This is a genomic window from Jatrophihabitans sp. (genome assembly GCA_036389035.1).
Classification (GTDB): Bacteria; Actinomycetota; Actinomycetes; order Mycobacteriales; family Jatrophihabitantaceae; genus Jatrophihabitans_A.
Genome location: DASVQQ010000011.1, coordinates 39,112 through 62,485, shown reverse-complemented (window position 1 = coordinate 62,485; position 23,374 = coordinate 39,112). Strand labels below are relative to the sequence as shown.

The following is a 23,374-nucleotide window of genomic DNA, read 5'->3' as shown; positions in this document are numbered from 1 at the left end:
ACGTGCCCAGCTTCAGCTACACAGCGACCCTGCCGTCCGGGGAGTCGGCGCGCGGCACCGAGAAGGCGGCCAGCCGGGAGGCTGCCGAGCTGGCCCTGTACGAGCGGGACCTGCGAGACATCCGGGTGGTGCCCAAGACGAGCCTGCTGAAGAGCGAGATCACCGCTCCGCGGGTCAAGCGCGACGAGCTGATGCACCTGTCGCGCCAGCTGGCGGCCTTCGTCCGGGCCGGTCTGCCGCTGATCGACGCGGTGCACACCATCGGCGCCGAGGCCAGCAACAGCTCGGTGCGCCGGATGATGGCCGAGGTGGAGCAGTCGCTGCGAGACGGTGACCGGCTCTCGACCTGCCTGGACCGCCACCCCAAGATCTTTCCGGCGTTCTACCGCGGCATCCTGCGCTCGGCCGAGCTGACCGGGCAGCTGGACACGGTGCTCGACCAGCTGGCCACCTACCTCGAGCGTGACCTGGAGGCCCGGCGCAAGGTCCAGTCCGCGATGATCTATCCGGCCGTGATCGCCGGGATGTCGGTGTTCACCGTCGCGATTCTGGCCGGGTTCGTGCTGCCCCGGTTCAAGGTGTTCTTCAAGAGCCTGGGCGCCGACCTGCCGTTGCCCACCCGGATCCTGCTGGCGATCACCGACTTCCTGATCAACTACTGGTGGGCGATCATCGCCGCCATCGTCGGGCTGGTGCTGGCGTTGGCGCTGGCGCTGCGCACCGAGCGCGGCCGCTACGCCCGCGACCGGTTCGTGCTGGCCGTGCCGGTGCTCGGCACCACCGTCCAGTACGCGCTGGTCGAACGGTTCAGCCGGATCCTGTCCTCGATGGTGAGCGCCGGGGTCAACCTTCCGGAGGCGCTGCGGGTGGCCAGCGAGTCACTGCGCAACCTGGTCTACATCCGGGCGCTGACGCAGGTGGGGGAGTCGATGCTCGAAGGCGACGGGCTGGCCAAGCCACTGGCCCGGACCGGGCTGTTCCCGAGCACCGCGTCGCTGATGATGCAGGTGGGCGAGGAGACCGGCACCCTGGACGCCCAGCTGGAGGCGACTGCCCACTACTACGAGGGCGAACTCGATTACAAGATCAAGAAACTGACCAGCCTGTTCGAGCCGGCCATCATCATCGTGATGGGAGGCATGGTCGGCTTCGTGGCCATCGCGCTGGTGTCGGCGATGTACGGAATCTTCAACCAGGTCAAGGTCTGACATGAGCCTGACATGAGCCTCGACCTCAGATCCGAGGTGGATCGCGACCGCGGCGAGACGCTGCTGGAACTGCTCATCGCACTCGCCATCATGGCGATCGCGGTGGTGGCGGTGGTCGGCGGCCTGGTGGCCAGCATCGCCGTCTCCGACATCCATCGCAAGCAGTCCACGGCCGGAGCCGCGGTGCGCGACTACGCCGAGAACGTCGAGAAGCACGTCGCCGGCGCGGGCTACACCGCGTGCGCGGCGCCGTCGGCGTACGCGCCGGCAACCGTGGGGTTCACGGCTCCGAGTGGCTATGCCGCCTCCGCCGTCTCGGTGCGGTACTGGTCCGGCACCGCCTGGATCGCCGGCCCGTGCACCGACGTCGGGCTGCAGGAGCTGACCGTCCAGGTCGCCAGCTCGGACAACCGGGCGACCGAGCGACTGGTCCTGGTGCTGCGCAAGCCCTGCGGGCAGGGCTCGACATGCTGAGGCAGGACGAGCGCGGCTTCACCCTGGTGGAGCTGGTGCTGGCGGTCGTGATCATGGGAATCATCACGGTTCCACTGGGCAACGTGATCATCAGCTACCTCCGCAACACCGACGCGACCACGGCCCGGCTCAGCGAATCGCACGACGCGCAGATCAGCACCGCCTACTTCTCCGCCGACGTCGCCAGCCTGGGCGTGCGCAGCACGACGTACTCCTCCGACCCGGCCGCGCCCTACCCGCTGACCCAGTCGATCGAGCAGAACGCGCCCGCCACCGGAGGACTTTTCCCTTGCGGCACCGCGGGAACGCCGAACGCGGTGATCCGCTTCGGGTGGGATGACCACACCAACGCCGCCTCGACGGCGCCGACCCTGATGCGGGTGGCCTACGTGTCGATCCCGGACGCGGCCGGCCAGCCGCGGCTGCACCGGCTGGTGTGCGCCGGCTCGGCCACCGTCGTCACCGACACGGTGCTCGCCCATGACCTGGTGTCGGTGTCGGCGTCCTGCGCGTCGGGGTCCGGGCCGACGGCGTGCACCGGCAGTGGAGCCGCGACCCCCCTGGTGGTCAAGCTTTCGCTGACCATTCACAACCCGCAGAGCGCCAGCGCGCCCAACTACCAGATCGAGCTGAGCGGCCAACGGAGGCAGTCATGATGATCAAGACCGCTCGCCGCCGGCTGAACCTGGCCGATGACACCGGGGCGTCGCTGGTGTTCGCGCTGCTCCTGATCACGGTGGTGGCGCTGGTGGTCGGGGTGCTGCTGTCCTTCGGCGACACCAGCGTCCGCACCACCGTGGCGCTGCGCGGCCAGGCCGCTCACCTCTACGGCAGCGACGGCGCCGCCCAGGCCGCGATCACCGCGCTGCGCCGCTCGCCGTTCAACAACAACACCTCCAGCCCGACCCATCCCAAGTGCTTCGGCTCCGGCCCCACCGCCGACACGCTGCTGCTGAACAACTTCTATCCCGGCACCACCGGCGGCGCGGCGTCCTCGGCCGCGGTCACCTGCACGCCGGACCCGAACTCCGGAGCGGCCGGCGGCCTGGTCCCGATCACCACGGCGAACAAGCCGGGCAACGCGATCCTGACGCTGGGAACCAACCCCGGCGAGGACGGGCTGAACATCCAGAACAACAGTCCCACCATTCCGTTCATCGTGCACGGCTCGGTGGTGTCGAACTCCAACATCCGGGTCACCAGGGGCACGCTGGAGTCCAACGTGGGGGTGTACGCGCACACCGGCTGCTCGGGCACCATCGTCAGCAACCCGCCGCCGAACTGCGCCGCCGGCACCGTGGTCGACCCGAACTACTCTTTCGAGCCGGCGTTCGGCTCACCGGCCAACGCGGTGCCGACCTACCGGCCGGTGCCAGCGTCGACGGCGGCCAACTGCCCCGGCGGGGTGATGACGTTCCAGCCCGGCTACTACGACGACGCCGAGGCGCTGTCCTCGCTGATGAGCAACAGCGGCGGTGTATGCAGGAACAGCGTCTGGTGGTTCACGCCGGGCATCTATTACTTCGACTTCCACAACTCGTCCAACCCGCTGCTCGGCGGCAGCGACGTCTGGACGGTGAGCAGCGGGCAATTGGTCGCCGGCACGCCGGTCGACGCCGCCGGCAACGTGCTGGCCAGACCCCTCAGGCCCGCCACCATTCCCGGCGCCTGCCAGAATCCGATCAAGTCGACCTCGGCCGTCGGCGTGCAGTTCCTGTTCGGGGGCGACAGCCAGTTCCGGATGACCGGTGGCGACGCCGAGATCTGCGCCAGCTACCACACCGCCCGGCCGCCGATCGCGGTGTACGGCGTGAAAAGCGGCGCCGAGACCCAGGTGCCGATTGCCACCGTCAAGCCGACCACCGTGGTCAACCCGCCGGCGCCGGCCCTGTTCGACAGCGCCACGGTGACGGCGGCGAACCTGGCTGAGGCCGACACGGTAGGGGCGACGTGGACCAAGACCACCACGGGTAATCAGACGGCCTCGTTCACCCTGGGTGGCTACGCCCCGACGCCGGTCATCCCGGCGGGCTCGGTGCTCAACTCAGCGACCTTGCGGGTGGTGTACCGCAACACCGCCGGTGCCAGCGGCGACCAGCGGACGGTGGTGCTGACCCCGACTGCGGGCGGCGCGGCGATCAGCTCGACGCTGCCCTCGACCGCAAGCACCGTCACGCAGACCGCGCTGGTCAACCTGTACGGCGGCGGCACCAGCCCGCTGGCCGCGGCCGTGCACACCCACGGCTTCACGGGCGCGAGCATGGCGTATTCGTCCAGGCTCGGGCATGCCGGCACCGAGACCATCGACGCCATCCAACTCGACCTCAGCTACACCCCGCCGGCCTTCCGCGCCCAGGACGGAGCCATCCCCGGTGGCAACTGCCTGGCCAGCACCTACACCGGCGGCTCGGCCGGGCAGTGCGCGGTGCTGTCCACCCATACCTCGTACGCCGGTGCGTTCTACATCCAGGGCACCACCTACGTGCCGAAGGCCGTCATCGACCTGTCGTTGAACAACGTCACCTCGCAGGTGATGCGCTTCGGCGTGATCGCCAGATCGCTGTGGGTCAAGGAGACCGGGTCCATCACCTACAGCGGGCCGGTGATCGAGGTGCCGGACAACTCACCCGGCTTCGGCCCCGGCGGCACGGTGGTCTACCTCAACGTCTACCTGTGCCAGGCGGCCGCCAGTTGCTCCGCCGGCACCGGCAAGCTCGGCTTGCGGGCCCGGGTGCTGATCTATGACCCGACCGCCACGCCCAACCCACCGGCCCGTCAGATCACCATCCAGAGCTGGGCAGTGCAGCGCTGAGGCAGCGCCCGGCGAGCGATCCAAAACTCACCATCAGCGCGGTCGCCGTGGCGCCGCACCGGTGATCGTTGGCCGCTGAGCAGGGGAAATTGTCGGCGTGTCGTCCTGCAGGCCGGCCAACGATCGCGGCGCGGCGGTCCCGGGTTTCCAAGCTCGGCCAGGCGGCTCTACGCTATTGCCAACACTTTGCAATAAGCCGCCTAGGACATGCGTCCGCGCCGAACGGGGACTGGCCGTGCACATACCCGATGGGTACCTCTCGCCCTCCACCTGCGCGGTCACCTTCGCCGTCGCGGTTCCGATGCTCGCGGTGGCAGCCCGGCGGGTGCGCAACCGGGTGAAGAATCGCCAGGTTCCGACGCTGGCGATGCTGTCGGCGATGAGCTTCCTGGTGATGATGTTCAACATCCCGGTTCCGGACGGCACCAGCGCTCACGCCGCCGGTGGAGTCCTGGTCGCGATCCTGCTCGGTCCCTGGGCAGGCCTGATAGCGGTGAGCGTCGCGCTGGCGTTCCAGGCCCTGCTGTTCGGCGACGGCGGCGTGCTGGTCTACGGCGCCAACGTCCTCAACCTGGGCATCGTGCTGCCGTTCGTCGGCTACGGCGTGTACCGGCTGGTGGCCGGAGGCTCCACCCTGACGTCCAGGCGCAGGGTGATCGCCGCGGCCGCCGGTGGGTACGTCGGCCTGACAGCCTCGTCACTGGCCTGTGGCGTCCTGCTCGGCATCCAGCCGAGCCTGTTCACCAACTCCGACGGCGTTCCGCTGTACTCGCCGTACGACCTGTCCGAGACGATCCCGGCGATGCTGCTGGCGCACCTGCTGGTGGCCGGGGTCGCCGAGGCGGTGCTGACCGCCGGGGTCATCAGTTACCTGCAGCGGGCCAACATCGCGTTGCTGAGCGTCAACCACCCGAAGACGCCGATCGACGAGGCGGCCCGGGTCCGGCGCACCAGCCGGTTCAAGCCGATCCACGTGGCTCTGACGGCGATCGTGGTGATGGTGCTGCTGACCCCGCTCGGCCTGCTGGCGCCCGGCGGGGCCTTCGGCGAGGAGGCGCCGCAGGACCTGAAACTGACAGAGTTGAACCTGTCGACGGTGCCCACCGGACTGCAGAAGTACAACGGGTTCTGGGAGCACACGCCGATACCCGGCTATGACTTCACCGACGACAAGCACCCGGTGATCGGTTACCTGATCTCGGCGGCTATCGGTGTCGCGGTGATCGCGGTGCTGCTGTTCCTCATCGCTCACCTCATCCAGTGGATCAGCCGGTCCCGGCGCCCCGAGGTCGGTCCCGGTGCGGAGCCACCGTCGCCGCACAAGCCGACGGTCGACGCGCCTTCGTGAGCCGTGCCCGCGCCGAGCGCCTGACGTGACCACCACCGCCCGGACTCCGGACTGGCTGCTTGCCCAGGACGCCGGGATCTGCCCGTGCGCTCGCAGCGGCAGGCGCCGCAAGGTCTCGTTCGTGCGCAAGACGTTGACCGGCGGTTCGGACCTGCTGCGGCAGGTGATGTTCAGCGACGAGACCAGCTCCCGGCCGGGGTTGCTGCAGCGGCTGGAGCCGCGGGTGAAGTTGCTCGGGTTGCTGGCCCTGGTGGTGACCGCCGCGTTCCTGCGGAGCATCCCGGCGCTGCTGGCGCTCTACGCGCTCACCCTGGTGCTGGCCGCGCTGAGCCGGCTGCCACTACGGTTCTTTCTCCTGCGGGTCTGGCTGTTCGTGCCGATCTTCAGCGGCATCGTGCTGATCCCGGCCACCCTGAGCGTGGTGACCGAAGGGGACGTGGTGTGGACGCTGTGGCACTGGCACGGCAAGGCCCACGGCTTCACCTCGCAGGGCTTGACCTCGGCGGCGCTGGTGCTGTCCCGGGTGACGACCTCGGTCAGCCTGGTGGTGCTGCTCACGCTCAGCACGCCGTGGACCCGGCTGCTGGCCTCGCTGCGGGCGCTCGGGGTGCCCAGGATGTTCATCCTGATCATCGGCATGGCCTACCGGTACCTGTTCCTGCTGCTGGCCTCGGTCACCGACATGTACCAGGCGCGGGCCTCGCGCACGATCGGCTCGGAGAAGCACGACAGAAAGGCCCGGGCGTTCGTCGCGGCTTCGGCCGGCGCGCTGTTCGGGCGGACGATGGCGATGTCGGAGGAGGTGCATCAGGCGATGACCGCCCGGGGCTACCGGGGCGACGCCAAGGTGCTGGCGCAACCCAGGCCGGCCGTCACCGACCTGGTGTTCGCGATCGCGGTGGCCCTGGTCGCGGCCGGCCTGCTCATCGCGGAGAGGGCTCTCGGTGGCTGAACACGAGCACGTCCACGTCCAGCAGATCCGCCATGCGCACCCGCGGTCGATGCACGGCCGGCCGCCGCGCAAGCCGCCGGGTGAGCCGATCCTGGTCTGTGAGGACCTGCACTTCAGTTACCTGGATCGTTTCGTCGCGCTCAACGGGGTGGACCTCTCGGTCTACCGGGGCGAGAAGCTCGCGCTGCTCGGCGCCAACGGCTGCGGCAAATCCACCTTGCTCAAGATCCTGGACGGCCTGATCTTTCCGACCTCGGGCACCGTCACCGCCTACGGCGAGCCGGTCACCGAGGACAGCCTCGAGGACGAGCAGTTCAACGCCGGATTCCGGTCCCGGGTCGGCTTCGTGTTCCAGAACAGCGATGCGCAGGTGTTCTCGCCGACGGTGCGTGACGAGCTGAGCTTCGGCCCGTTGCAGCTGGGCATGGGACGCGAGGAGATCGCGCAACGGATCGAGGATGTGCTGAGCCTGCTGGAGATCAGCGAGCTGGCCGACCGGGCGCCGTTCCAGCTCTCGGGTGGCCAGAAGAAGCGGGTGGCCATCGGGACGGTGCTGGCCATGAACCCCGAGGTGCTGCTGTTCGACGAGCCGACCGCCGCGTTGGATCCGCGCACGTCGGAGTGGCTGACCGCTCTGATCGAGGATCTGGCCGAGGCCGGCAAGACGATCGTGCTGGCGACCCATGACCTGGACAGCCTGGAGCGGCTGGCCGACCGGTGCGTGGTGTTCAACGAGGATCACCGGGTCGTCGCCGAGGGCACCCCGGCCGAGGTGCTGGCACAGCGGGACCTGCTGCTCGAGGTGAACCTGATCCACCTGCACACCCTGCTGCCCGTCCCGTCCCACGGCAGCTGAGCCCGCGACCCCAGCCAGCAGACCGGTAGTCTCCGCCAAGGCAGCGCGGTCTTCCGTGCCGCCCGGAGGGGTCAGTACGATTCCGGCTCAGGAACGGATAGAGGTCCTGGTCATGTCTGATGAGCGGTTCAAGCTGGCCTACGACGCGGTCGTGACCCACCTCGGCCAGCAGGACGTCACGCTGGGAAATCTGCGCAACCGTGCGACGGCTGTGCTGTCGGCCGCCGCGCTGGTCACGTCGTTCTCGGCCGGCGTCGGATTGATCAACACGGACCAGGACAAAGGAAGCGTCTTCCCCACCTGGGGCGCGGTGACCCTGCTCGCGGTCGTGGTCGGGATCGGCCTGCTGACCATGGGGATCATCTGGCCGGTCAAGGGATGGGTCTACGGCGGGGCAGCCTCGGTGATCCTCGCTGAGACAGCCCGCGGCCGGGACATCGACACCATCCTTCGCGACGCGGCTACCTCGCTGGCGTCGGGGGTTGTCAGCAACGCCAAGGTGATTGATCGACGATCGCAGTACTTCCGAGTGGCGGTCGTGCTGTTCGTCGCGGAGATAGCCGTGCTTACCGTCGCTGTTATCGACTGAATCAAGAGGTCATCGTGAAGATCCCTGCCGAGGAACCCGGGCACGAAAGCGAAGAAACCGACTACACCGTCCCCGACTACGGGCAGAAAGGCACCAACCGCGATCCGGTGCATCGTGAGGATGCCTTCCAGGAGGAAGTGGTCGACTACCAGCAGCGTGGTACCGGCTATGTCCCACCCGGAGAGGGGCAGCCCGACGGTGTCGGTGGTCGGGCGGACGCCGATGACGCGGGATGACGCCCCGCCGGCAGCCTAGAAGACGAACTTCTCTTCCGGCGCCGGTGGAGCGCTCTGGTAGGAGCTGAACCGCTGGGCGGCCTCATCCCAGTGCAGCCGCTCGTCGCCGTCCTCCTGGCTGTGAAAGACATGCTGGCCCTCATGGCCGGGGGCTTCACCGCAGGTGGTGTCGAACTTGTCGAGCCATTCCAGCTCGCCGCTGGGGTGAGCCTCACGAATCTGACCGATGTCTGCGCCGCAGCGCTCCTCACTCATGGGCGCAGCATAAACCGTCGAGGGCCGTTCGGCGCCTGGTTTGAGGTCAGATCCGACATGCCCGCGCTGGGTGGGACGGGCATGGTGGGATGAGCGGTATGAGAGTGCGAGTGGCCGGCGCCGGCGTGGTGGGGCTGACCAGTGCGCTGCGCCTTGCCGAGGCCGGCCATCAGGTCGAGGTGATCGCGGCCGGGCTGTCGGAGAGCACGACATCCTCGATCGCGGCCGCGCTGTGGTATCCCTACCGGGCCTATCCCGAAACGGCGGTCACCCGCTGGTCGGCGGCCAGCTTCGCCGCCCTGCGAGCGCTGTCGGCCGACCCGCGTTCCGGGGTCAGGCTGTGCCCTGGTCGGGAGCTGTTCCGCAGGCCCGCGCCCGACCCGTGGTGGCGTTCGGCGGTGCCCGAGCTGGGCCGGGTGAGCGCCGACCAGCTGCCCGAGGGCTACCTCGACGGCTACCTCCTCACGGTTCCGGTGGTGGACATGGCGCTGCACCTGGCCTGGCTCGTCGCCCGGCTGCGCGAGCTCGGGGTGGGCGTCGAGGTTCAGCGCCTGGATGACCTGGATGCCGCGTTCACCGGTGTCGACGTTGTGGTGAACTGCACCGGGCTGGGATCGCGCGAGCTGGCGGGGGATCGGACGCTCAGCCCGGTGCGCGGGCAGGTCGTCGTCATGGAGCAGTTCGGTCTCACCGAATGGCTGCTGGACCAGAGCGAACCGGCTGAGCTGACCTACGTGGTGCCGAGGCAAAGCACGGTGATCCTGGGCGGAACCGCGGAGGAGGGCGAGGCGGACCTCGAGGTCCGGCCGGCCGTGACCGAGGCGATCCTGGCCAGGTGCCGGGCGCTGGTGCCCGAGGTGGCGCAGGCCCGGGTCCTCGACCATCGGGTCGGAGTACGGCCGGCGCGTCCCGCCGTGCGGCTGGAGACCGAGGTCCGGGCCCGCGGTCCGGTGGTGCACTGCTACGGCCACGGCGGCGCCGGGGTGACGCTGTCCTACGGCTGCGCCGAGGACGTCGTCGAGCAGGTTCGCCAGCTCGGTCAAGGGTGATATCACGCCGGCACGATTGTCACGCCGGCACGATTGTCACGCCGGCACGAGGGTGAAGCGGCCGTCCTCGTCCTCGAACAACACCACGATGGCCCAGTCCGTCGACTCGACGACGCCGTGGCAGACCGCCACCACGCCCTGGCCCACCTTCGGCGTCGGCGGGCAGTCCATGCGCGAGACGTCGCCGCCGTCCTGGATGATCCGAGCGGTGACCGCCTGGGCCAGGATGTCGCCGGTGACGGGCCCGGTGGCAGGCGCTGACAGCTGGCCGGTGAGCGGCTCGCCACCCTCTCCCATGAGCGCCGATCCGGCGAACACGACGACCAGCGCGAGGACCAAGACGAGGAGTATCGCCACGATCGAGAGCACCAGGGCGGTGATGGCCAGTCCTCGTCCACCGCGGCCCTCAGGGGGCGCCGGCGATGAGCCCATAGCCGGATACCACTGTGAAGCGGCGGGTTGGGTGGGCCCGTAGTTGGGCTGCATGCGGCCGTCCTCACGTTGATGGGCGTGGCAAGTCGCGCGAGACTCTCACATCGGATCGGCTGAGGATGGCCGGTTCTGCACCGATTAGCACCTTCGACACGCGGCCGTCCGGAACACCCTCTTCCAGAGCCCACTACCCCCTCACTGCTTGCGGATCACCCGTTCGGGCTGCCCAGGCTTCCAGACCGTGACGTAGAGGTGGCCGCCGGTGTACTCCACGGATGACGCGCTGGTCAGGTCGGCCTCGTAGAAATGGTCGAACTCGCTGCCTCGAAGGTCGAGTCCGATGTCGGCGAACAGGTCTTCGGCGAATCGCTGATGCAGCGCCGTGTCCGGCACGTCGCGCACCACGCCCCAGAGCTTGGCGTCGCCGTCCGTCACCTGGGTGTCGACGGTGGCGGTGTGCAGGCAGAACCGCGGGTCGCGGGCCAGGTCCAGGAACTTCGTGGTGCCCGGCATGCCGATGAGCCACAGCCGGCCTTCGAAGACCCTGGGCTCCATCGGGCTGATCCGCGGGTAGCCGTCCGAACGCAGCGTCGCCAGCATGCACAGCTTGCCGGTCGCCGCGTGGCGTCGCGTGAAGACGGAAGCGATGGCAGGAGCGGCTTCGGCGAACTCACCCCATCCGACCATGGCCGCGATGGTAGTCGCCGTCGGCGAACGCTCGACTCGCCTGCCGCGAATCGGGTCACCTGGTGCGCGGGGCGCCTGCCGCGAATCGCGGTCGTCACATGCGAAGACCCGCTCGATCCAGGTGCGGATCGAGCGGGCCTCAGCGTTATTCAGATTCTAGGAGAACGCCTCGATCTCAGCGGCCTTGACGGTCGGCGCCTTCGGCCCGAACAGCGGGTTGGTGTTGGTCGAGCCGGTGACGCAGTCGCTGTCGCTGGTCGGGTCGTTGTCCTGGTCGCCCTGGTACTCCGGAGCGCCGGTGCACTGGTTGTTCAGCACGATCAGCTTCAGGTGGGTAGCCGTCGTGTCGGGGACGTCGAACTGCCGCACCAGCAGATCCGGCGCCAGTGGCCGGGGCCGCGTGGCGGGGAAGGCGTTCGACGGGCTGGTGTAGATGGTGGTGAAACCAGCCGGGTTGACGCAACCGGGGTTGGTCGCGCTCTCCTTGCACACCGCGATGGCGAACTGCCGCAGCGCGTCGAAGCGGCCACCGGTCTGCTGGGTGAAGGCACTCACCTTCACCGTGCGGACCATCACCGGACCGGTCGCGGTGCGTGCCAGGTGCACCGTCACCGACGGCTTGCTGACGTTGACCGGCACCGCCGCGGTGGTGTCGCTCCAGTTGGTCGCCTCGTTGTCGTCGATGAGATTGGCGTGGTTGACGCTGGTCGCACCGCCGGTGATGGTCGCGCCGTTGGCAGCTGAGGCCAGGTTGGTCTTCAGCGACAACGTGCGCGCTGCCGTGGTGTTGGCAGCAACCGTGTGGGTGAAGCTCTGGATGCCGAATCCGGCCTTCTGCACCGTGATGGTGTAGGTGCCGGGCTCGGCGCGCAACGTCGCGATCCCGTTGAGGTTCGAGGTGGCCACCGGGGTGACGCCCGCCGAGTACGGGCCGACGTAGACCTTGGCGCCGCTCACCTTCGCGCCACCGTTGTCCACGGCGCTCAGCGTGAAGTTCGCCGTGCCGGCCTGCGAACCGGTCAGCCCGACGAAGCTGGGCTTGGGATCGGGATCATCGGTGCCGAGCGTGGAGGCGTCCTTGCCGAAGCCCCGCTTGGCGAACGCCGTCCACAGCGCCGCCTGGTTGGCTCCGCCGAAGCGCATCATGTCGGCAGCCAGGTAGGCGTCCCGCGCGTCGAGCATGCTGGTCGTCGACGGCTGCAGGAGCCAGGCGTCGAACACCAGCTGGATCCAGCGCCGGTTGCCCGGACACTGGTCGGCCGACAGCTCGCCCTGGGCGCAACGCTGCTGCAGGGCGGCGTTGGTCGCCGGGTGAGTGGCGTTGTACTTGGCGACCAGGGCCTGGCGGATGTCGTAGTTCACCGCGTTCCAGACCTCGCCGTCGGAGTGGACCTCGGGCCCGGTGACGTCGAAGCCGATGTCGCTGTAGTTCAGCGGGTTGTTGTTGAGGCTGTAGTTGCGGATCCCCTTCTCCTTGTTGCCGGTGGCGTAGGGACCGACGGCCCACGGGTTCTCACCGTTCTGCGGGGTGTAACCGAACTCGTGCAGGTACTCCATCGCGTTCAGGTCGGCCCAGCTCTCGCCCATCGATCCGGCCTGCTCACCGGACAGGCCGGCGTCCGGGCCGCCCACCATCCGGTTGCTGATCAGGTGGGTGTACTCGTGGCCGAAGATCGTGGTGTCGTAATCCCCGTCGACACAGGGGGAGTAGAACGCCGCCGAGATCGGCTGGAACAGGTACTGGTTGGTGATCGGCGAGATGCCGTCGTTGAGGGTGACCTGGTTGGCGTTGTCGCGGCCCTGGTAGGACGGCGCGCCGCCGCTGATGGCCCCGGCCTGGACGTTGCCGATCTCGGGATCGCCCTGCTTGCCGCCGTTGCCGAAGTTGCTCACCTGCGCGTTGTAGTTGTCCTCGGTGAACCCGAGGAAGTAGGAGAAGTCGTGGAACCGGTTGTGCCCGACGAACAGGTCGGTCACCGACGCGTCGATGTCATTGCGACTCGGTGAGGCGAAGCTCGCCTGGCTGCACTTGGAGGTGTTCCACTGGTTGGTCCAGGGGAAGCTGTAGTTGCGGTCCGCGGCGATCGGGCGCTGCCCGGCCGGTCCCGGCGTCAGCGGTGACAGCCACGACTCAGCGGTCACCGCGTTGTTGCCGGAGGTGGTGAAGGTCGGCAGGCCCGTGTGGGGGTCGGCGTCCCACGGCGCCCGCGAGGCCAGGTTCTGCTCCTTGCGGTCGCAGCCGGTCTGGTTGGTCACCACCCAGCAGCCGGTCTTGCGGTTGTCGGTGGAGGAGTAGTCCAACGGCGGGGCGTTGAAGAAGTACTTCCACTTCGGCGGGTAGGGCAGGCCGGCCCCGTCCGGGCCGGCAGCGGTGTCGGAGGAGATGAACACGCCCGAGGCGGTGTACGGCTCGACGAACGGGCCGATCGGGTTGGGGGACGGGCAGACCCGAACGAAGTAGTCACCCGCCGGCACGCCGCTGGCCGGCGCGTAGCTGAGCTGTTCCTGTCCGACTCCGTAGTCGTTGCTCGCCGCCACGACGGCGCCGTTGAACAGCAGCTGGATCACGATGTCGTTGCTGATCACCGTGCTGGTGGCTGCCACGGTGATCTGCTTGGTGGCGGCGTCGACGGTGCCGCCGGGGACGGCCGTCCCGCAGCCGGTGGGCGTGAAGGCGCCGGTGAACTGGTTGCTGGTCTGGCTGTGCTGAACCCGGTTGTAGCGCATCAGGATCTCGCCGGAGACCGCGTCGACGAACACCGTGTAGGCCTGGGCGTTGCCGCCCTGGACGTCGAGGACGATGGTTTCGAAGGCGGGTCGGGCCGCTCCGGCCGGAGTCGGCACCGCGACCAGGCGGGCCCGCTGCTGCTGGGCGAAGCCGGGGACGCTGAACACGGTCCAGCCGTCGAGGACGGTCGGGGTGGACAGCGAGGCCAAGGACAGGGAGTGGCCGACGTTCGCGGCGGCCTTGAGCCAGGCGCTGGCGGCCGACAGGGTGGCGGCCGGCGGCGCGGTCTGCGGCCCGGTGGCCGAGGATGAGACGTGGGCGACCTTGTCGCCCGCGACGCCGACGGTGATCAGGCCGTCCTGGCCGGCGGGCAGGGCGCCGTAGCGCTGGCGGAACAGCACGGCGTGACCTTGGCCGCCGGCGGTCCGCTGGTCGTTGAGCAGCTCGAGCCCGTCGATGTCGGCCGACGCCAGCCGGAACAGGCCCGCGTTGCTCTTGAGCCACGCCCGGGCCACGGCGACCGCGTCACCGGTGTAGCCGGTGCCCAGGTAGCCGCCGTACTTGGTCATCGACTGCACGGTGCCGAACCGGTTCCAGCGGGCTGTGGCGCCCAGCGCCGACACCTGGCTCAGCTGCGCGGTGGTCGGCGCGACCGAGCCGACGCGGGCATCGACGTCGGAGAACCCGATCGGGATTCCCAGCAGGGAAAGGGTGTTGCTCGCTTCCGCAGCCCCCGGTGCTGCCGAGGGGGCGGCGTTCGCCCCTCCGACACTCACCATGCTGATGGCTACACCGGCGGCCAGCGCGACCGCGCTGAATTGGACAGCAGCTCGGCGTCGCCGAGCTGGAACGGAACGGGTCATGGAGCCTCCACGGACGGGGCCGGATACGGGGGTGCAGGCGGCCGTAACGCAAGTTGTTGCCACCACCAACGCGCGGGTCATCGAAAGGTTGCGGCGAACCGGAGGGATCTCTCCGGGGTACTCAAGGTCCGCCCCGACGGCAGGGTGGGCCTTCACCATGGGCGGCTACTATCGCAGTGACCGTTTCGGGTCGGGTCGCGCTGTAGGAGCCACCTTGCGGCCTTTATAGCCCTTGACCGATAAAATCCCGGCGAGCTAAACACCTGAACGGTCGGCGTCTGAGGTTGATGGCCTTTATGCCGGCATACCTGCCCGGCCGCGGGAGATGACTCCGCCTGCGCACCACGAGTGCCCCCGGCAGGATTCGAACCTGCGCTTCTACCTCCGGAGGGTAGCGCTCTATCCCCTGAGCTACGGGGGCCTGACGGCCCTGATCACCGCGCCGACGCGCACCCGATGACCGACGAGAATGCTATCAGCCGGGTCCGGCCCGCCCGGGCGCACCCGACCCTGCGCGGGTGATCTAGGACCCGTGGCAGCCGATCGTTGGCCTGGCAGCAGGGAGACACGCCGAGCGCGGCCCTGCTGGGTGGCCAACGATCGGGGTGAAGAGCGGGGAACTCAGGACGGCGGCGGCAGCGGGCTGGCGCCGCGCTCGCGCAGCATCCGCTCCATCAGCACCACCTCGCCACTCTGGGCATCGGCGATCTTCTGGGCCGCGTTGCGCACGTAGGACTCGCCGGCGTGATCGGCGCCGTACTGCGCCATCTCCAGCCCGCCCTGGTGATGGCGCAGCATCAGCTGCAAGAAGTAGACCTCCAACGGCTTGCCGGTCATCGTCTGCAGCTTGCCGATCTCGGCCTGGGTCGCCATCCCGGGCATCGGGTCGTCCGGGCCCGCCGACTCCATCGCCATGCCATGCCCGTGCGACATCCAGCTCATCGGGGTCCCCGGGTTCTGCGGCGGCAACCCCCAGGTGTCCAGCCAGCCCTGGAACTGCCCGACCTGGTTGTACTGGCTGGTCTCGATGTCATAGGCCAGCGTCCGGATCGCGCCGGTGCTGTTGTCACGGGTGTACCCGGCCATCGTCACCGCCTGCCGGTGATGGAAGGCCATGTCCCAGGTGAAGCCGGCGTCGACCGAGCCGGCGTCCGGCGTGGCCGAGCCGGTGCGGTGTCCGGCGATGTATCCGACACCGCTGGCCAGCGCCAGCAGGGCCACCCCCAGCACCGCCAGCAGCAGCGTCCGCAGCGGCCAGCCGGAGCCGGCCGGCGGCGTCTCGTCCTGCTCCGCCGACGGCGGGAGTTCGGTGCTCACGACCATCTTGAGCTGCTTACGACCATCGACGAATCAGGAATCCGCGGGCTTGCCGGGCGTGCTGGGGTTGGTCTTGAAGACCGGGTTGCTGCAGCTGGCGCCGAGCTCGGGAGTGTTGGTCTGGTTCTGTCGCAGCGCGTTGATGAACCGCTCGACCCGCTTGTCGGTGGCCGAGTCCACGGACAGCTGGTAGCCCCAGGACTGCAGCGTCACGTTGGACTTCAGCTCGGGATACGGGCTGAGCATCGTGTACGGCTTGCCTGCGGTCAGCTTGGTGAGCACGTCGAGCTGCTCGGCGGGCAGGCCGGGCTTGTAGGTGATCCAGACGGCGCCGTGCTCCAGGCCGTGCACGGCGTTCTCACTGGCGATCGGGTCCGGGTAGACAGTGCCGTCGCAGTCGGCCCAGACCTGGGAGTGCGGTCCACCCATCGGCGGGGACTCCGGGTAGCTGATCGGACCCGGCTTGTGGTCCCCGCCGGTGAAGGTCTTGTGCACGATGCCCGCGATCTTGTCCGGGTTGCGCTCGTCGGCCTTCTTCCGGTTCTGGCTCACGGCGTAGCCGATCACCCCGACCGCCAGCGCCACGATCAGCACGGTCGCGATGATCAGGCCCCACGGCGTCTGGCGCTTGTTCACGATCTTCTTGGACTGGGCACGGGCTGCCGCGCTCCGGGCCGGACCCGTGCTGGCGGTGCTGCCAGCCGGGCGCTGACCAGCCTTGCGGGGCTGGTTCTTCTTGGGGCCACCAGACGCAGGCTTCGTCGGATTGGTCATCGAGTCGCTTTCGTCGCATTGTGGCGCAGCGCAGGCTGGGCCGTCTTCTCGGCGCTGAGTCTAGGTCCACAAGCTGTGTAATGCCTCGGCGCCGTGCGGCTGGGCGCCAGTCCGCCGCGCCGCGCGGGCCCGGCCCCGCCCTGACGGACCGCGCGGTAGCCCTGAGAAAGGGGTCGTGCCCGGCACTAAGATTGGCCTGGTGACCCCAGACGAGCTCAGCTCCGCCCTCCGGAGCGCCGTCGGGCGCGCCGTCGACTCCGGTGCGTTCAGCGCCGAACCGCCCGCCGAGATCGTGGTCGACCGCCCGAAGAACCGGGCGCACGGCGACTATGCAAGCAACGTCGCGATGCGGCTGGCCAAGGCCGCCGGACGCCCGCCCCGCGAGATCGCCGAGGCGATCGCCAAGGCGCTGCTGGACACCGAGGGCATCGCCGCCGTCGAGGTCGCCGGTCCCGGCTTTCTCAACATCACCCTCGACAGCGCCAGCCTGGGCAGCCTTGCCCGCACCATCGTCGAGCAGGGCAGCGCCTACGGCCGCTCGCAGACCCTGGCGGGGGAGAAGGTCAACCTCGAGTTCGTCTCGGCCAACCCGACCGGGCCGGTGCACATCGGCGGCGTCCGGTGGGCCGCGGTGGGCGATTCGCTGGCCCGGGTGCTGCAGGCCAGCGGCGCCGAGGTGAGCCGGGAGTACTACTTCAACGACCACGGCGCCCAGGTCGACCGGTTCGCCCGCTCGCTGCTGGCGGCCGCGCTCGGCGAGCCGGTTCCCGAGGACGGCTACGCCGGCGCCTACATCGCCGAGATCGCCGGCCGGATCGTGGCCGGCCACCCGGAGGCCCCCGCGCTGCCCCGCGAGCAGGCCCAGGAGCTGTTCCGCGGCGTCGGCGTCGAGCTGATGTTCGCCGAGATCAAGCAGAGCCTGCACGAATTCGGGGTGGACTTCGACGTCTACTTCCACGAGAACTCGCTGCACTCCTCGGGCGCGGTGCAGCGGGCGGTGGCCCGGCTGCGCGAGCAGGGCCGGATCTATGAGACCGACGGCGCGATCTGGCTGCGGACCACCGACTTCGGCGACGACAAGGACCGGGTGATCATCAAGAGCGACGGCCAGGCGGCCTACATCGCCGGTGACCTGGCCTACTACCTCGACAAGCGCGAGCGCGGCTTCAACCGGGTGATCATCATGCTGGGCGCGGACCACCACGGCTATGTCGGCCGGCTGATGGCGATGTGCGCGTGCTTCGGCGACGTCCCGGGGCAGAACCTGCAGATCCTGATCGGGCAGATGGTGAACCTGGTCAAGGACGGCAAGCCGGTCCGGATGGGCAAGCGCGCGGGCAACGTGATCACCCTGGAGGACCTGGTCGACGCGGTCGGGGTGGACGCCGCCCGCTACCAGCTGGCCCGCTCGTCGGCTGACTCGACGCTCGACATCGACCTTGACCTGCTGACCCGGGCCACCAACGAGAACCCGGTGCATTACGTCCAGTACGCCCACGCCCGGACGGTCAACGTGGTCAAGAACGCGGCGGCGGTCGGCATCGGCCTCGACGTCTTCGAGCCGAACCTGCTGACCCACGAGACCGAGACGGCGCTGCTGACCTCACTGGGGGAGTTCCCCCGGGTGGTCGCCCAGGCCGCCGAGCTGCGCGAGCCGCACCGGGTCGCCCGCTACCTCGAGGCGCTGGCGGGGGAGTTCCACCGCTGGTACGACTCGTGCCGGGTGCTGCCCAAGGGCGACGAGCAGATCAGCGACGTCAACCGCACCCGGCTCTGGCTCGACGTCGCCACCCGGACGGTGCTGGCCAACGGCCTGGCGATGCTCGGGGTGTCAGCCCCCGAACGCAAGTGACGCACGCCGGCCCCGCTCTGACGAGGGCGACGATGTGACGAGCCACGATGTGATGAGCCACGATGTGATGAGCCACGATGCGATGAGGCAGCGCCGATGAGCCGATCAGCCCACCCGGCCGGACCCAGCCACGGGCATCCCCTAGCCACCATCGAGCCGGCGACGCCGCCGGACCTGACGGTGCTCAACCCCCGGGTCTGGTCGGCCAACGTCACCCGGCAGGCCGGTGAGCTGGCGGTGGCCGGCGTGCCCGCCACCCGGCTGGCCGCCGAGCACGGCACCCCGCTCTTCGTCCTGGACACCGACGACCTGCGCCTGCGGGCCCGGGCCTATGCCACGGCGTTCGAGGGTGGTGACGTCTACTACGCCGGCAAGGCCTTTCTGTGCACGGCCGTCGCCGGCCTGATCGCCGACGAGGGCCTGGGCATCGACGTGTGCACCGCCGGCGAGCTGGCGATCGCGCTGCGGGCCGGCGTCGATCCGGACCGGCTGGCGCTGCACGGCAACAACAAGTCCGTCGCCGAGCTGCGACTGGCACTGGAGGCCGGGGTCGGCCGGATCGTGCTGGACAGCCATTTAGAGATCGACCGACTCGCCGCGCTCGCCGCCGAGCTGGGGGCCCGTCCCCGGGTGCTGGTCAGGACGACCGTCGGGGTCGAGGCGCACACCCACGCGTTCATCGCCACCGCCCACGAGGACCAGAAGTTCGGCTTCTCGCTGGCCACCGGCCAGGCCGAGGCAGCGGTGACGCGGGTGCTGGGCCATCCCCAGCTGCGCCTGGTCGGGCTGCACTCGCACATCGGCTCGCAGATCTTCGACACCGGCGGCTTCGAGGTCGCCGCCCACCGAGTGGTAAGCCTGCTGGCCAGGATCCGGGACACGCACGGCGTCGAGCTTCCCGAGATCGATCTGGGCGGCGGCCAGGGAATCGCCTACGTCGACGGCGATGACCCGCAGCCCGCCGCCGACGTGGCCGCCCGGCTGCGCCAGATCGTCGAGCGCGAATGCGGCCTGGCCGGGCTGGCGGTTCCCCGGCTCTCGGTCGAGCCCGGCCGGGCGATCATCGGCCCGTCGATGCTGACCCTGTACGAGGTCGGCACCGTCAAGCCGATCGAGCTCGACGGCGGCCTGGTGCGCAATTACGTCTCGGTCGACGGCGGAATGAGCGACAACATCCGCACCGCGCTCTATGACGCCGACTACACCGTGGTTCTTGCCAACCGGCTCAGCAGCGCCGCGCCGCAGCTGTCCAGGGTGGTCGGCAAGCACTGCGAGAGCGGCGACATCGTGGTGCGCGACTGCTGGCTGCCTGCTGACCTGGCGCCCGGCGACCTGCTCGCGGTGGCCGCGACCGGCGCCTACTGCTACGCGATGGCCAGCAATTACAACCGGATTCCCCGCCCGCCCGTGGTGGCGGTGGCCGGCGCGCGGTCCCAGGTGATCGTGCGCCGGGAGACCCTCGAGCAGTTGATGGCCAACGACGTCGGCTGGGACCCGGTCAGCCACCGGGCTGACAGCGCCGTTCCGGTCGGCGGATGAGAGCCGGCCGATGAGCCGACCTCGGCCGATCCGGATCGCCCTGCTGGGCTGCGGGGTGGTCGGCTCCGCGGTGGCCCGGTTGCTCGGCGAGCAGTCGGGTGAGCTCGCCGCCCGGGTCGGGGTGCCACTGGAACTGGCCGGCATCGCGGTCCGCCGGCCGAACCGGCACAGCGACATCGACCCGGCGCTGCTGACCACCGACGCCGCGGCGCTGGTGACCCGCGACGACATCGACATCGTCGTCGAGGTGATCGGCGGGATCGAGCCCGCCCGCTCCCTGCTGCTGAGCGCCCTGAAATCCGGCAAGAGTGTGGTCAGCGCCAACAAGGCGCTGCTGGCCGAGGACGGCGCCAGCCTGCACGCCGCGGCCAGCGCCAACGGCCTGGACCTGTACTACGAGGCGGCGGTCGCCGGGGCCATCCCGCTGCTGCGGCCACTGCGGGAGTCCCTCGCCGGTGACCGGATCACCCGGGTGATCGGCATCGTCAACGGCACCACCAACTACATCCTGTCCCGGATGACGGCCAACGGCTCCGGGTTTCACGAGGCGCTGGCCGAGGCGACCGCGCTCGGCTACGCCGAGGCCGACCCCAGCGCCGACATCGACGGCTTCGACGCGGCGGCCAAGGCCGCGATCCTGGGCGGTCTGGCCTTCCACACCCGGATCACCGCCGCCGACGTGCACCGCGAGGGGATCAGCGAGGTCAGCGCGGCCGACGTGGCCAGCGCCGCGGCGATGGGCTGCACCGTGAAGCTGCTGGCGATCTGCGAACGCAGCGGCTCCGGGGCCACGCCGTCGGTGGCGGTGCGGGTGCACCCGGCGATGATCCCGAGCTCGCATCCGCTGGCCGGCGTCGGCGAGGCCTTCAACGCCGTCTACGTCGAGGCCCAGGCGGCCGGCTCGCTGATGTTCTACGGCCGCGGCGCCGGCGGCGAGCCGACCGCCAGCGCGGTGCTCGGTGACCTGGTGGCGGTGGCCCGCAACCGGCTCAGCGGCAGCCGCGGCGCCGGCGAGAGCGCTTACGCCGACCTGGCCATCCAGCCGATCGGCGAGGTGCTGACCCGCTATCACGTCGCCCTGGACGTCGCCGACCGTCCCGGGGTGCTGGCCTCGGTGGCCGGCGCGTTCGCCGACAACGAGGTCAGCATCCAGACCGTGCGCCAGGAGGGACGTGGCGATGCGGCCACCCTGGTGCTGGTGACCCACGTCGCGCCGGACTCCGCGCTCGCGGCGACGGTCCGGCGGCTGTCCGCATACGATTTCATTCGCCGGGTGCGCAGCGTGATGCGAGTCGAAGGGCTGCCACCGGACTGACTCAGCGAATGAGCACCGGCGGAGCGGTTTCGGGTTTCAGCGGCAGGAGATGGCAGAGATGGCCGGACGGCAGTACACCAGCGGCCCGCTGGCCTCGGCGTGGCCCGGGCTGATCGAGGCCTACCGGCACCGGCTGCCGGTGACCGCGCGCACGCCGGTGGTGACCCTGTACGAGGGCGGCACCCCGCTGCTGCCGGCCACCGAGCTGTCGACGCTGGTGAACGCCGAGGTGTACCTCAAGGTCGAGGGGGCCAACCCGACCGGCTCGTTCAAGGACCGCGGCATGACGGTGGCCATCTCCAAGGCGGCCGAGTCAGGCGCCAAGGCGGTGATCTGCGCCTCGACCGGAAACACCTCCGCCTCGGCGGCGGCCTACGCGGTGCGCGCCGGCATGGTGTGCGCGGTGCTGGTCCCGCAGGGCAAGATCGCGCTGGGCAAGATGGCGCAGGCCCTGGTGCACGGCGCCCGGTTGCTGCAGGTCGACGGCAATTTCGACGACTGCCTGGAACTGGCGCGCAAGCTCGCGGTCGACTACCCGGTCGCGCTGGTGAATTCGGTGAACCCGGATCGGATCGAGGGCCAGAAGACCGCGGCCTTCGAGATCTGCGACCTGCTCGGCAGGGCCCCTGACGTCCACTGCATCCCGGTCGGCAACGCCGGCAACATCACCGCCTACTGGAAGGGCTATCGGGAGTACCTCGCCGACGGCCTGATCGAGAATGCCCCTGCAATGTATGGGTTCCAGGCCGCTGGATCTGCTCCGATCGTGCTCGGTCACCCGGTCGCCAAGCCGATCACCATCGCCACTGCCATCCGGATCGGCAACCCGGCGTCCTGGCTGCAGGCCGAGGCTGCGCGGGATGACTCGGGCGGGCTGATCGACTCGGTGACCGACAAGGAGATCCTGGCGGCCTACCGGTTGCTGGCCCGCAAGGAAGCGGTGTTCGTGGAGCCGGCGTCCGCGGCCAGCGTCGCCGGGCTGATCAAGTCGGCGAGCCTCGGCCGGCTGCGGCCTGGCGCGGTGGTGGTCTGCACCGTCACCGGAAACGGTCTCAAGGACCCCGAGTGGGCGATCTCCGGGGCGCCGGCTCCGGTCACGATCCCGGTGGACGGACACGCCGCGGCGGTCGAGCTCGGGCTGGCGTGATGCCCGCCCCGTTCAGCACCGCCACCGTCGTGGTGCGGGCCCCGGCCACCAGCGCCAACCTCGGGCCGGGCTATGACAGCTTCGGGCTGGCGCTCAGCCGCTACGACGAGGTGCGGGCCCGGGTGAGCGACGCCGGCCTGGACGTCCGGGTCCGCGGCGCCGGCGCCGGTGAGCTGGCACTGGACGAGGCTCACCTGGTCGTCCGGGCGATGCGGGCCGCCTTCGACCTGATCGGCGGCCAGCCGCCGGGGCTGGCGCTGGACTGCCGCAACGACATCCCGCACGGCCGGGGCCTGGGGTCCTCGGCGGCGGCCATCGTCAGCGGCATCGAACTGGCCCGGGGCCTGAGCGCCGACGGCCGGGCCCGGCTGGGCGACGCCGACGCCCTGGCCCTGGCCGCCGACCTCGAAGGGCATCCCGACAACGTCGCCGCCTGCCTGCTGGGCGGGCTGAGCATCGCCTGGCTGGCCGAGGGCAGGGGCTACGGCGCGCAAGCCGCGACCGCCGATCAGCTGGCTGCCACCGGGATCCGGCCGGTGCTGTTCATTCCGGCCGAGCAGTCGGCGACCAAGGCCGCCCGGGCGGTGCTTCCCGAGCTCATCGGGCATGCCGATGCCGCCTTCAACGCCGGCCGGGCCGGCCTGCTGGTGGTGGCGCTGACCGGTCGCCCCGAGCTGCTGCTGGCCGGCACCGAGGACCGGCTGCATCAGGACTACCGGGCGGCAGCCATGCCGGCCAGCGCCGGCCTGATCAGCGCCCTGCGCCGCCGGGGGATCGCCGCCGTGCTGTCCGGCGCGGGCTCCTCGGTGCTGGCGCTGGCCACCGCCGAGCAGGCGGGGGCGGCGGGCGAGCTGGCGCCGTCCGGCTGGGAATGCGCTGAGCCGGAATTCTCGGCCGGCGTACGGACTGCCGTGCTGTGAACGCGCCGCGGCTCTGACCGG

The 23,374-nt window shown here is 69.9% G+C and carries 21 protein-coding genes and 1 tRNA gene; 15 read left to right on the top strand and 7 right to left on the bottom strand.

The annotated features are described in order from the left end of the window. Positions 1–2 precede the first annotated feature (2 nt). The 9 genes from VF557_08080 to VF557_08040 all read left to right on the top strand — a co-directional run bounded on the left by VF557_08080 (position 3) and on the right by VF557_08040 (position 8,475). A complete protein-coding gene (locus tag VF557_08080) occupies positions 3–1,208 on the top strand; it encodes a type II secretion system F family protein (GenBank protein ID HEX8080151.1) in 1,206 nt (401 codons plus the stop codon). Between the two features lie 12 nt (positions 1,209–1,220). Beyond that, entirely contained in the window at positions 1,221–1,682 is a 462-nt protein-coding gene (locus VF557_08075) for a prepilin-type N-terminal cleavage/methylation domain-containing protein (protein HEX8080150.1), read from the top strand. After that, positions 1,676–2,338, top strand: a complete 663-nt coding sequence (locus VF557_08070) for a prepilin-type N-terminal cleavage/methylation domain-containing protein (protein ID HEX8080149.1) — start codon at positions 1,676–1,678, stop codon at positions 2,336–2,338. Before VF557_08075 ends, VF557_08070 begins: the two co-directional genes overlap by 7 nt. Next, entirely contained in the window at positions 2,335–4,494 is a 2,160-nt protein-coding gene (locus VF557_08065) for a hypothetical protein (protein HEX8080148.1), read from the top strand. Before VF557_08070 ends, VF557_08065 begins: the two co-directional genes overlap by 4 nt. Positions 4,495–4,729: 235 nt before the next feature. Continuing rightward, positions 4,730–5,842: a cobalt transporter CbiM gene (cbiM, locus tag VF557_08060; GenBank protein HEX8080147.1), complete on the top strand. Its 1,113-nt coding sequence runs from the start codon at positions 4,730–4,732 to the stop codon at positions 5,840–5,842. A gap of 25 nt (positions 5,843–5,867) precedes the next feature. Beyond that, entirely contained in the window at positions 5,868–6,794 is a 927-nt protein-coding gene (gene cbiQ / locus VF557_08055) for a cobalt ECF transporter T component CbiQ (protein HEX8080146.1), read from the top strand. Next, positions 6,787–7,650, top strand: a complete 864-nt coding sequence (locus VF557_08050; protein ID HEX8080145.1) for an ABC transporter ATP-binding protein — start codon at positions 6,787–6,789, stop codon at positions 7,648–7,650. The genes cbiQ and VF557_08050 overlap by 8 nt, the downstream gene beginning before the upstream one ends. Positions 7,651–7,762: 112 nt before the next feature. After that, positions 7,763–8,239, top strand: coding sequence for a hypothetical protein (locus VF557_08045; protein ID HEX8080144.1), 477 nt, complete (start codon positions 7,763–7,765; stop codon positions 8,237–8,239). A 14-nt stretch (positions 8,240–8,253) separates the two neighbouring features. Next, positions 8,254–8,475 carry a hypothetical protein gene (locus VF557_08040; protein ID HEX8080143.1) on the top strand — a complete coding sequence of 74 codons (222 nt, stop codon included), beginning with the start codon at positions 8,254–8,256 and terminating at the stop codon, positions 8,473–8,475. A gap of 15 nt (positions 8,476–8,490) precedes the next feature. On the opposite strand, the gene VF557_08035 is transcribed toward VF557_08040, so the two are convergent. Beyond that, positions 8,491–8,730, bottom strand: a complete 240-nt coding sequence (locus tag VF557_08035) for a hypothetical protein (protein HEX8080142.1) — start codon at positions 8,728–8,730, stop codon at positions 8,491–8,493. Positions 8,731–8,819: 89 nt separating this feature from the next. Here VF557_08035 and VF557_08030 point away from each other — a divergent pair, with 89 nt between their 5' ends. Further along, positions 8,820–9,779: an FAD-dependent oxidoreductase gene (locus tag VF557_08030; protein HEX8080141.1), complete on the top strand. Its 960-nt coding sequence runs from the start codon at positions 8,820–8,822 to the stop codon at positions 9,777–9,779. A 36-nt stretch (positions 9,780–9,815) separates the two neighbouring features. On the opposite strand, the gene VF557_08025 is transcribed toward VF557_08030, so the two are convergent. From VF557_08025 to VF557_08000, 6 genes are all read right to left on the bottom strand, one after another. Further along, on the bottom strand, positions 9,816–10,265 hold the full coding sequence (locus VF557_08025; protein HEX8080140.1) for a hypothetical protein: 450 nt from the start codon (positions 10,263–10,265) through the stop codon (positions 9,816–9,818). Positions 10,266–10,406: 141 nt separating this feature from the next. Further along, positions 10,407–10,898 carry a pyridoxamine 5'-phosphate oxidase family protein gene (locus VF557_08020; GenBank protein ID HEX8080139.1) on the bottom strand — a complete coding sequence of 164 codons (492 nt, stop codon included), beginning with the start codon at positions 10,896–10,898 and terminating at the stop codon, positions 10,407–10,409. A 156-nt stretch (positions 10,899–11,054) separates the two neighbouring features. Continuing rightward, a complete protein-coding gene (locus VF557_08015; GenBank protein ID HEX8080138.1) occupies positions 11,055–14,402 on the bottom strand; it encodes a M36 family metallopeptidase in 3,348 nt (1,115 codons plus the stop codon). Between the two features lie 436 nt (positions 14,403–14,838). Continuing rightward, positions 14,839–14,910, bottom strand: a tRNA-Arg gene (locus tag VF557_08010). 200 nt (positions 14,911–15,110) lie between these two features. Further along, positions 15,111–15,806: a DUF305 domain-containing protein gene (locus VF557_08005; GenBank protein ID HEX8080137.1), complete on the bottom strand. Its 696-nt coding sequence runs from the start codon at positions 15,804–15,806 to the stop codon at positions 15,111–15,113. Positions 15,807–15,839: 33 nt separating this feature from the next. Further along, positions 15,840–16,580, bottom strand: a complete 741-nt coding sequence (locus VF557_08000; GenBank protein ID HEX8080136.1) for a DUF3105 domain-containing protein — start codon at positions 16,578–16,580, stop codon at positions 15,840–15,842. A 199-nt stretch (positions 16,581–16,779) separates the two neighbouring features. Here VF557_08000 and argS point away from each other — a divergent pair, with 199 nt between their 5' ends. The 5 genes from argS to thrB all read left to right on the top strand — a co-directional run bounded on the left by argS (position 16,780) and on the right by thrB (position 23,353). Beyond that, complete coding sequence (argS, locus tag VF557_07995; protein HEX8080135.1) at positions 16,780–18,432, top strand: arginine--tRNA ligase; 1,653 nt, start codon at positions 16,780–16,782, stop codon at positions 18,430–18,432. Between the two features lie 96 nt (positions 18,433–18,528). Next, on the top strand, positions 18,529–19,971 hold the full coding sequence (lysA, locus tag VF557_07990) for a diaminopimelate decarboxylase (protein ID HEX8080134.1): 1,443 nt from the start codon (positions 18,529–18,531) through the stop codon (positions 19,969–19,971). Between the two features lie 10 nt (positions 19,972–19,981). Further along, positions 19,982–21,286 carry a homoserine dehydrogenase gene (locus VF557_07985; protein HEX8080133.1) on the top strand — a complete coding sequence of 435 codons (1,305 nt, stop codon included), beginning with the start codon at positions 19,982–19,984 and terminating at the stop codon, positions 21,284–21,286. Positions 21,287–21,344: 58 nt separating this feature from the next. Continuing rightward, on the top strand, positions 21,345–22,433 hold the full coding sequence (gene thrC / locus VF557_07980) for a threonine synthase (protein HEX8080132.1): 1,089 nt from the start codon (positions 21,345–21,347) through the stop codon (positions 22,431–22,433). After that, entirely contained in the window at positions 22,433–23,353 is a 921-nt protein-coding gene (gene thrB, locus VF557_07975; GenBank protein ID HEX8080131.1) for a homoserine kinase, read from the top strand. Before thrC ends, thrB begins: the two co-directional genes overlap by 1 nt. The last annotated feature ends 21 nt before the right edge of the window (positions 23,354–23,374 follow it).

Excerpts from the sequence above, each read along its gene's own strand:
- VF557_08075 (HEX8080150.1), top strand. The coding sequence starts at position 1,221 with ATGAGCCTCGACCTCAGATCCGAGGTGGATCGCGACCGCGGCGAGACG.
- VF557_08070 (HEX8080149.1), top strand. The coding sequence starts at position 1,676 with ATGCTGAGGCAGGACGAGCGCGGCTTCACCCTGGTGGAGCTGGTGCTG.
- VF557_08065 (HEX8080148.1), top strand. The coding sequence starts at position 2,335 with ATGATGATCAAGACCGCTCGCCGCCGGCTGAACCTGGCCGATGACACC.
- VF557_08045 (HEX8080144.1), top strand. The coding sequence starts at position 7,763 with ATGTCTGATGAGCGGTTCAAGCTGGCCTACGACGCGGTCGTGACCCAC.
- VF557_08035 (HEX8080142.1), bottom strand. The coding sequence starts at position 8,730 with ATGAGTGAGGAGCGCTGCGGCGCAGACATCGGTCAGATTCGTGAGGCT.
- VF557_08030 (HEX8080141.1), top strand. The coding sequence starts at position 8,820 with ATGAGCGGTATGAGAGTGCGAGTGGCCGGCGCCGGCGTGGTGGGGCTG.
- VF557_08025 (HEX8080140.1), bottom strand. The coding sequence starts at position 10,265 with ATGCAGCCCAACTACGGGCCCACCCAACCCGCCGCTTCACAGTGGTAT.
- VF557_08020 (HEX8080139.1), bottom strand. The coding sequence starts at position 10,898 with ATGGTCGGATGGGGTGAGTTCGCCGAAGCCGCTCCTGCCATCGCTTCC.
- VF557_08000 (HEX8080136.1), bottom strand. The coding sequence starts at position 16,580 with ATGACCAATCCGACGAAGCCTGCGTCTGGTGGCCCCAAGAAGAACCAG.
- lysA (HEX8080134.1), top strand. The coding sequence starts at position 18,529 with ATGAGCCGATCAGCCCACCCGGCCGGACCCAGCCACGGGCATCCCCTA.
- VF557_07985 (HEX8080133.1), top strand. The coding sequence starts at position 19,982 with ATGAGCCGACCTCGGCCGATCCGGATCGCCCTGCTGGGCTGCGGGGTG.
- thrC (HEX8080132.1), top strand. The coding sequence starts at position 21,345 with ATGGCCGGACGGCAGTACACCAGCGGCCCGCTGGCCTCGGCGTGGCCC.
- thrB (HEX8080131.1), top strand. The coding sequence starts at position 22,433 with ATGCCCGCCCCGTTCAGCACCGCCACCGTCGTGGTGCGGGCCCCGGCC.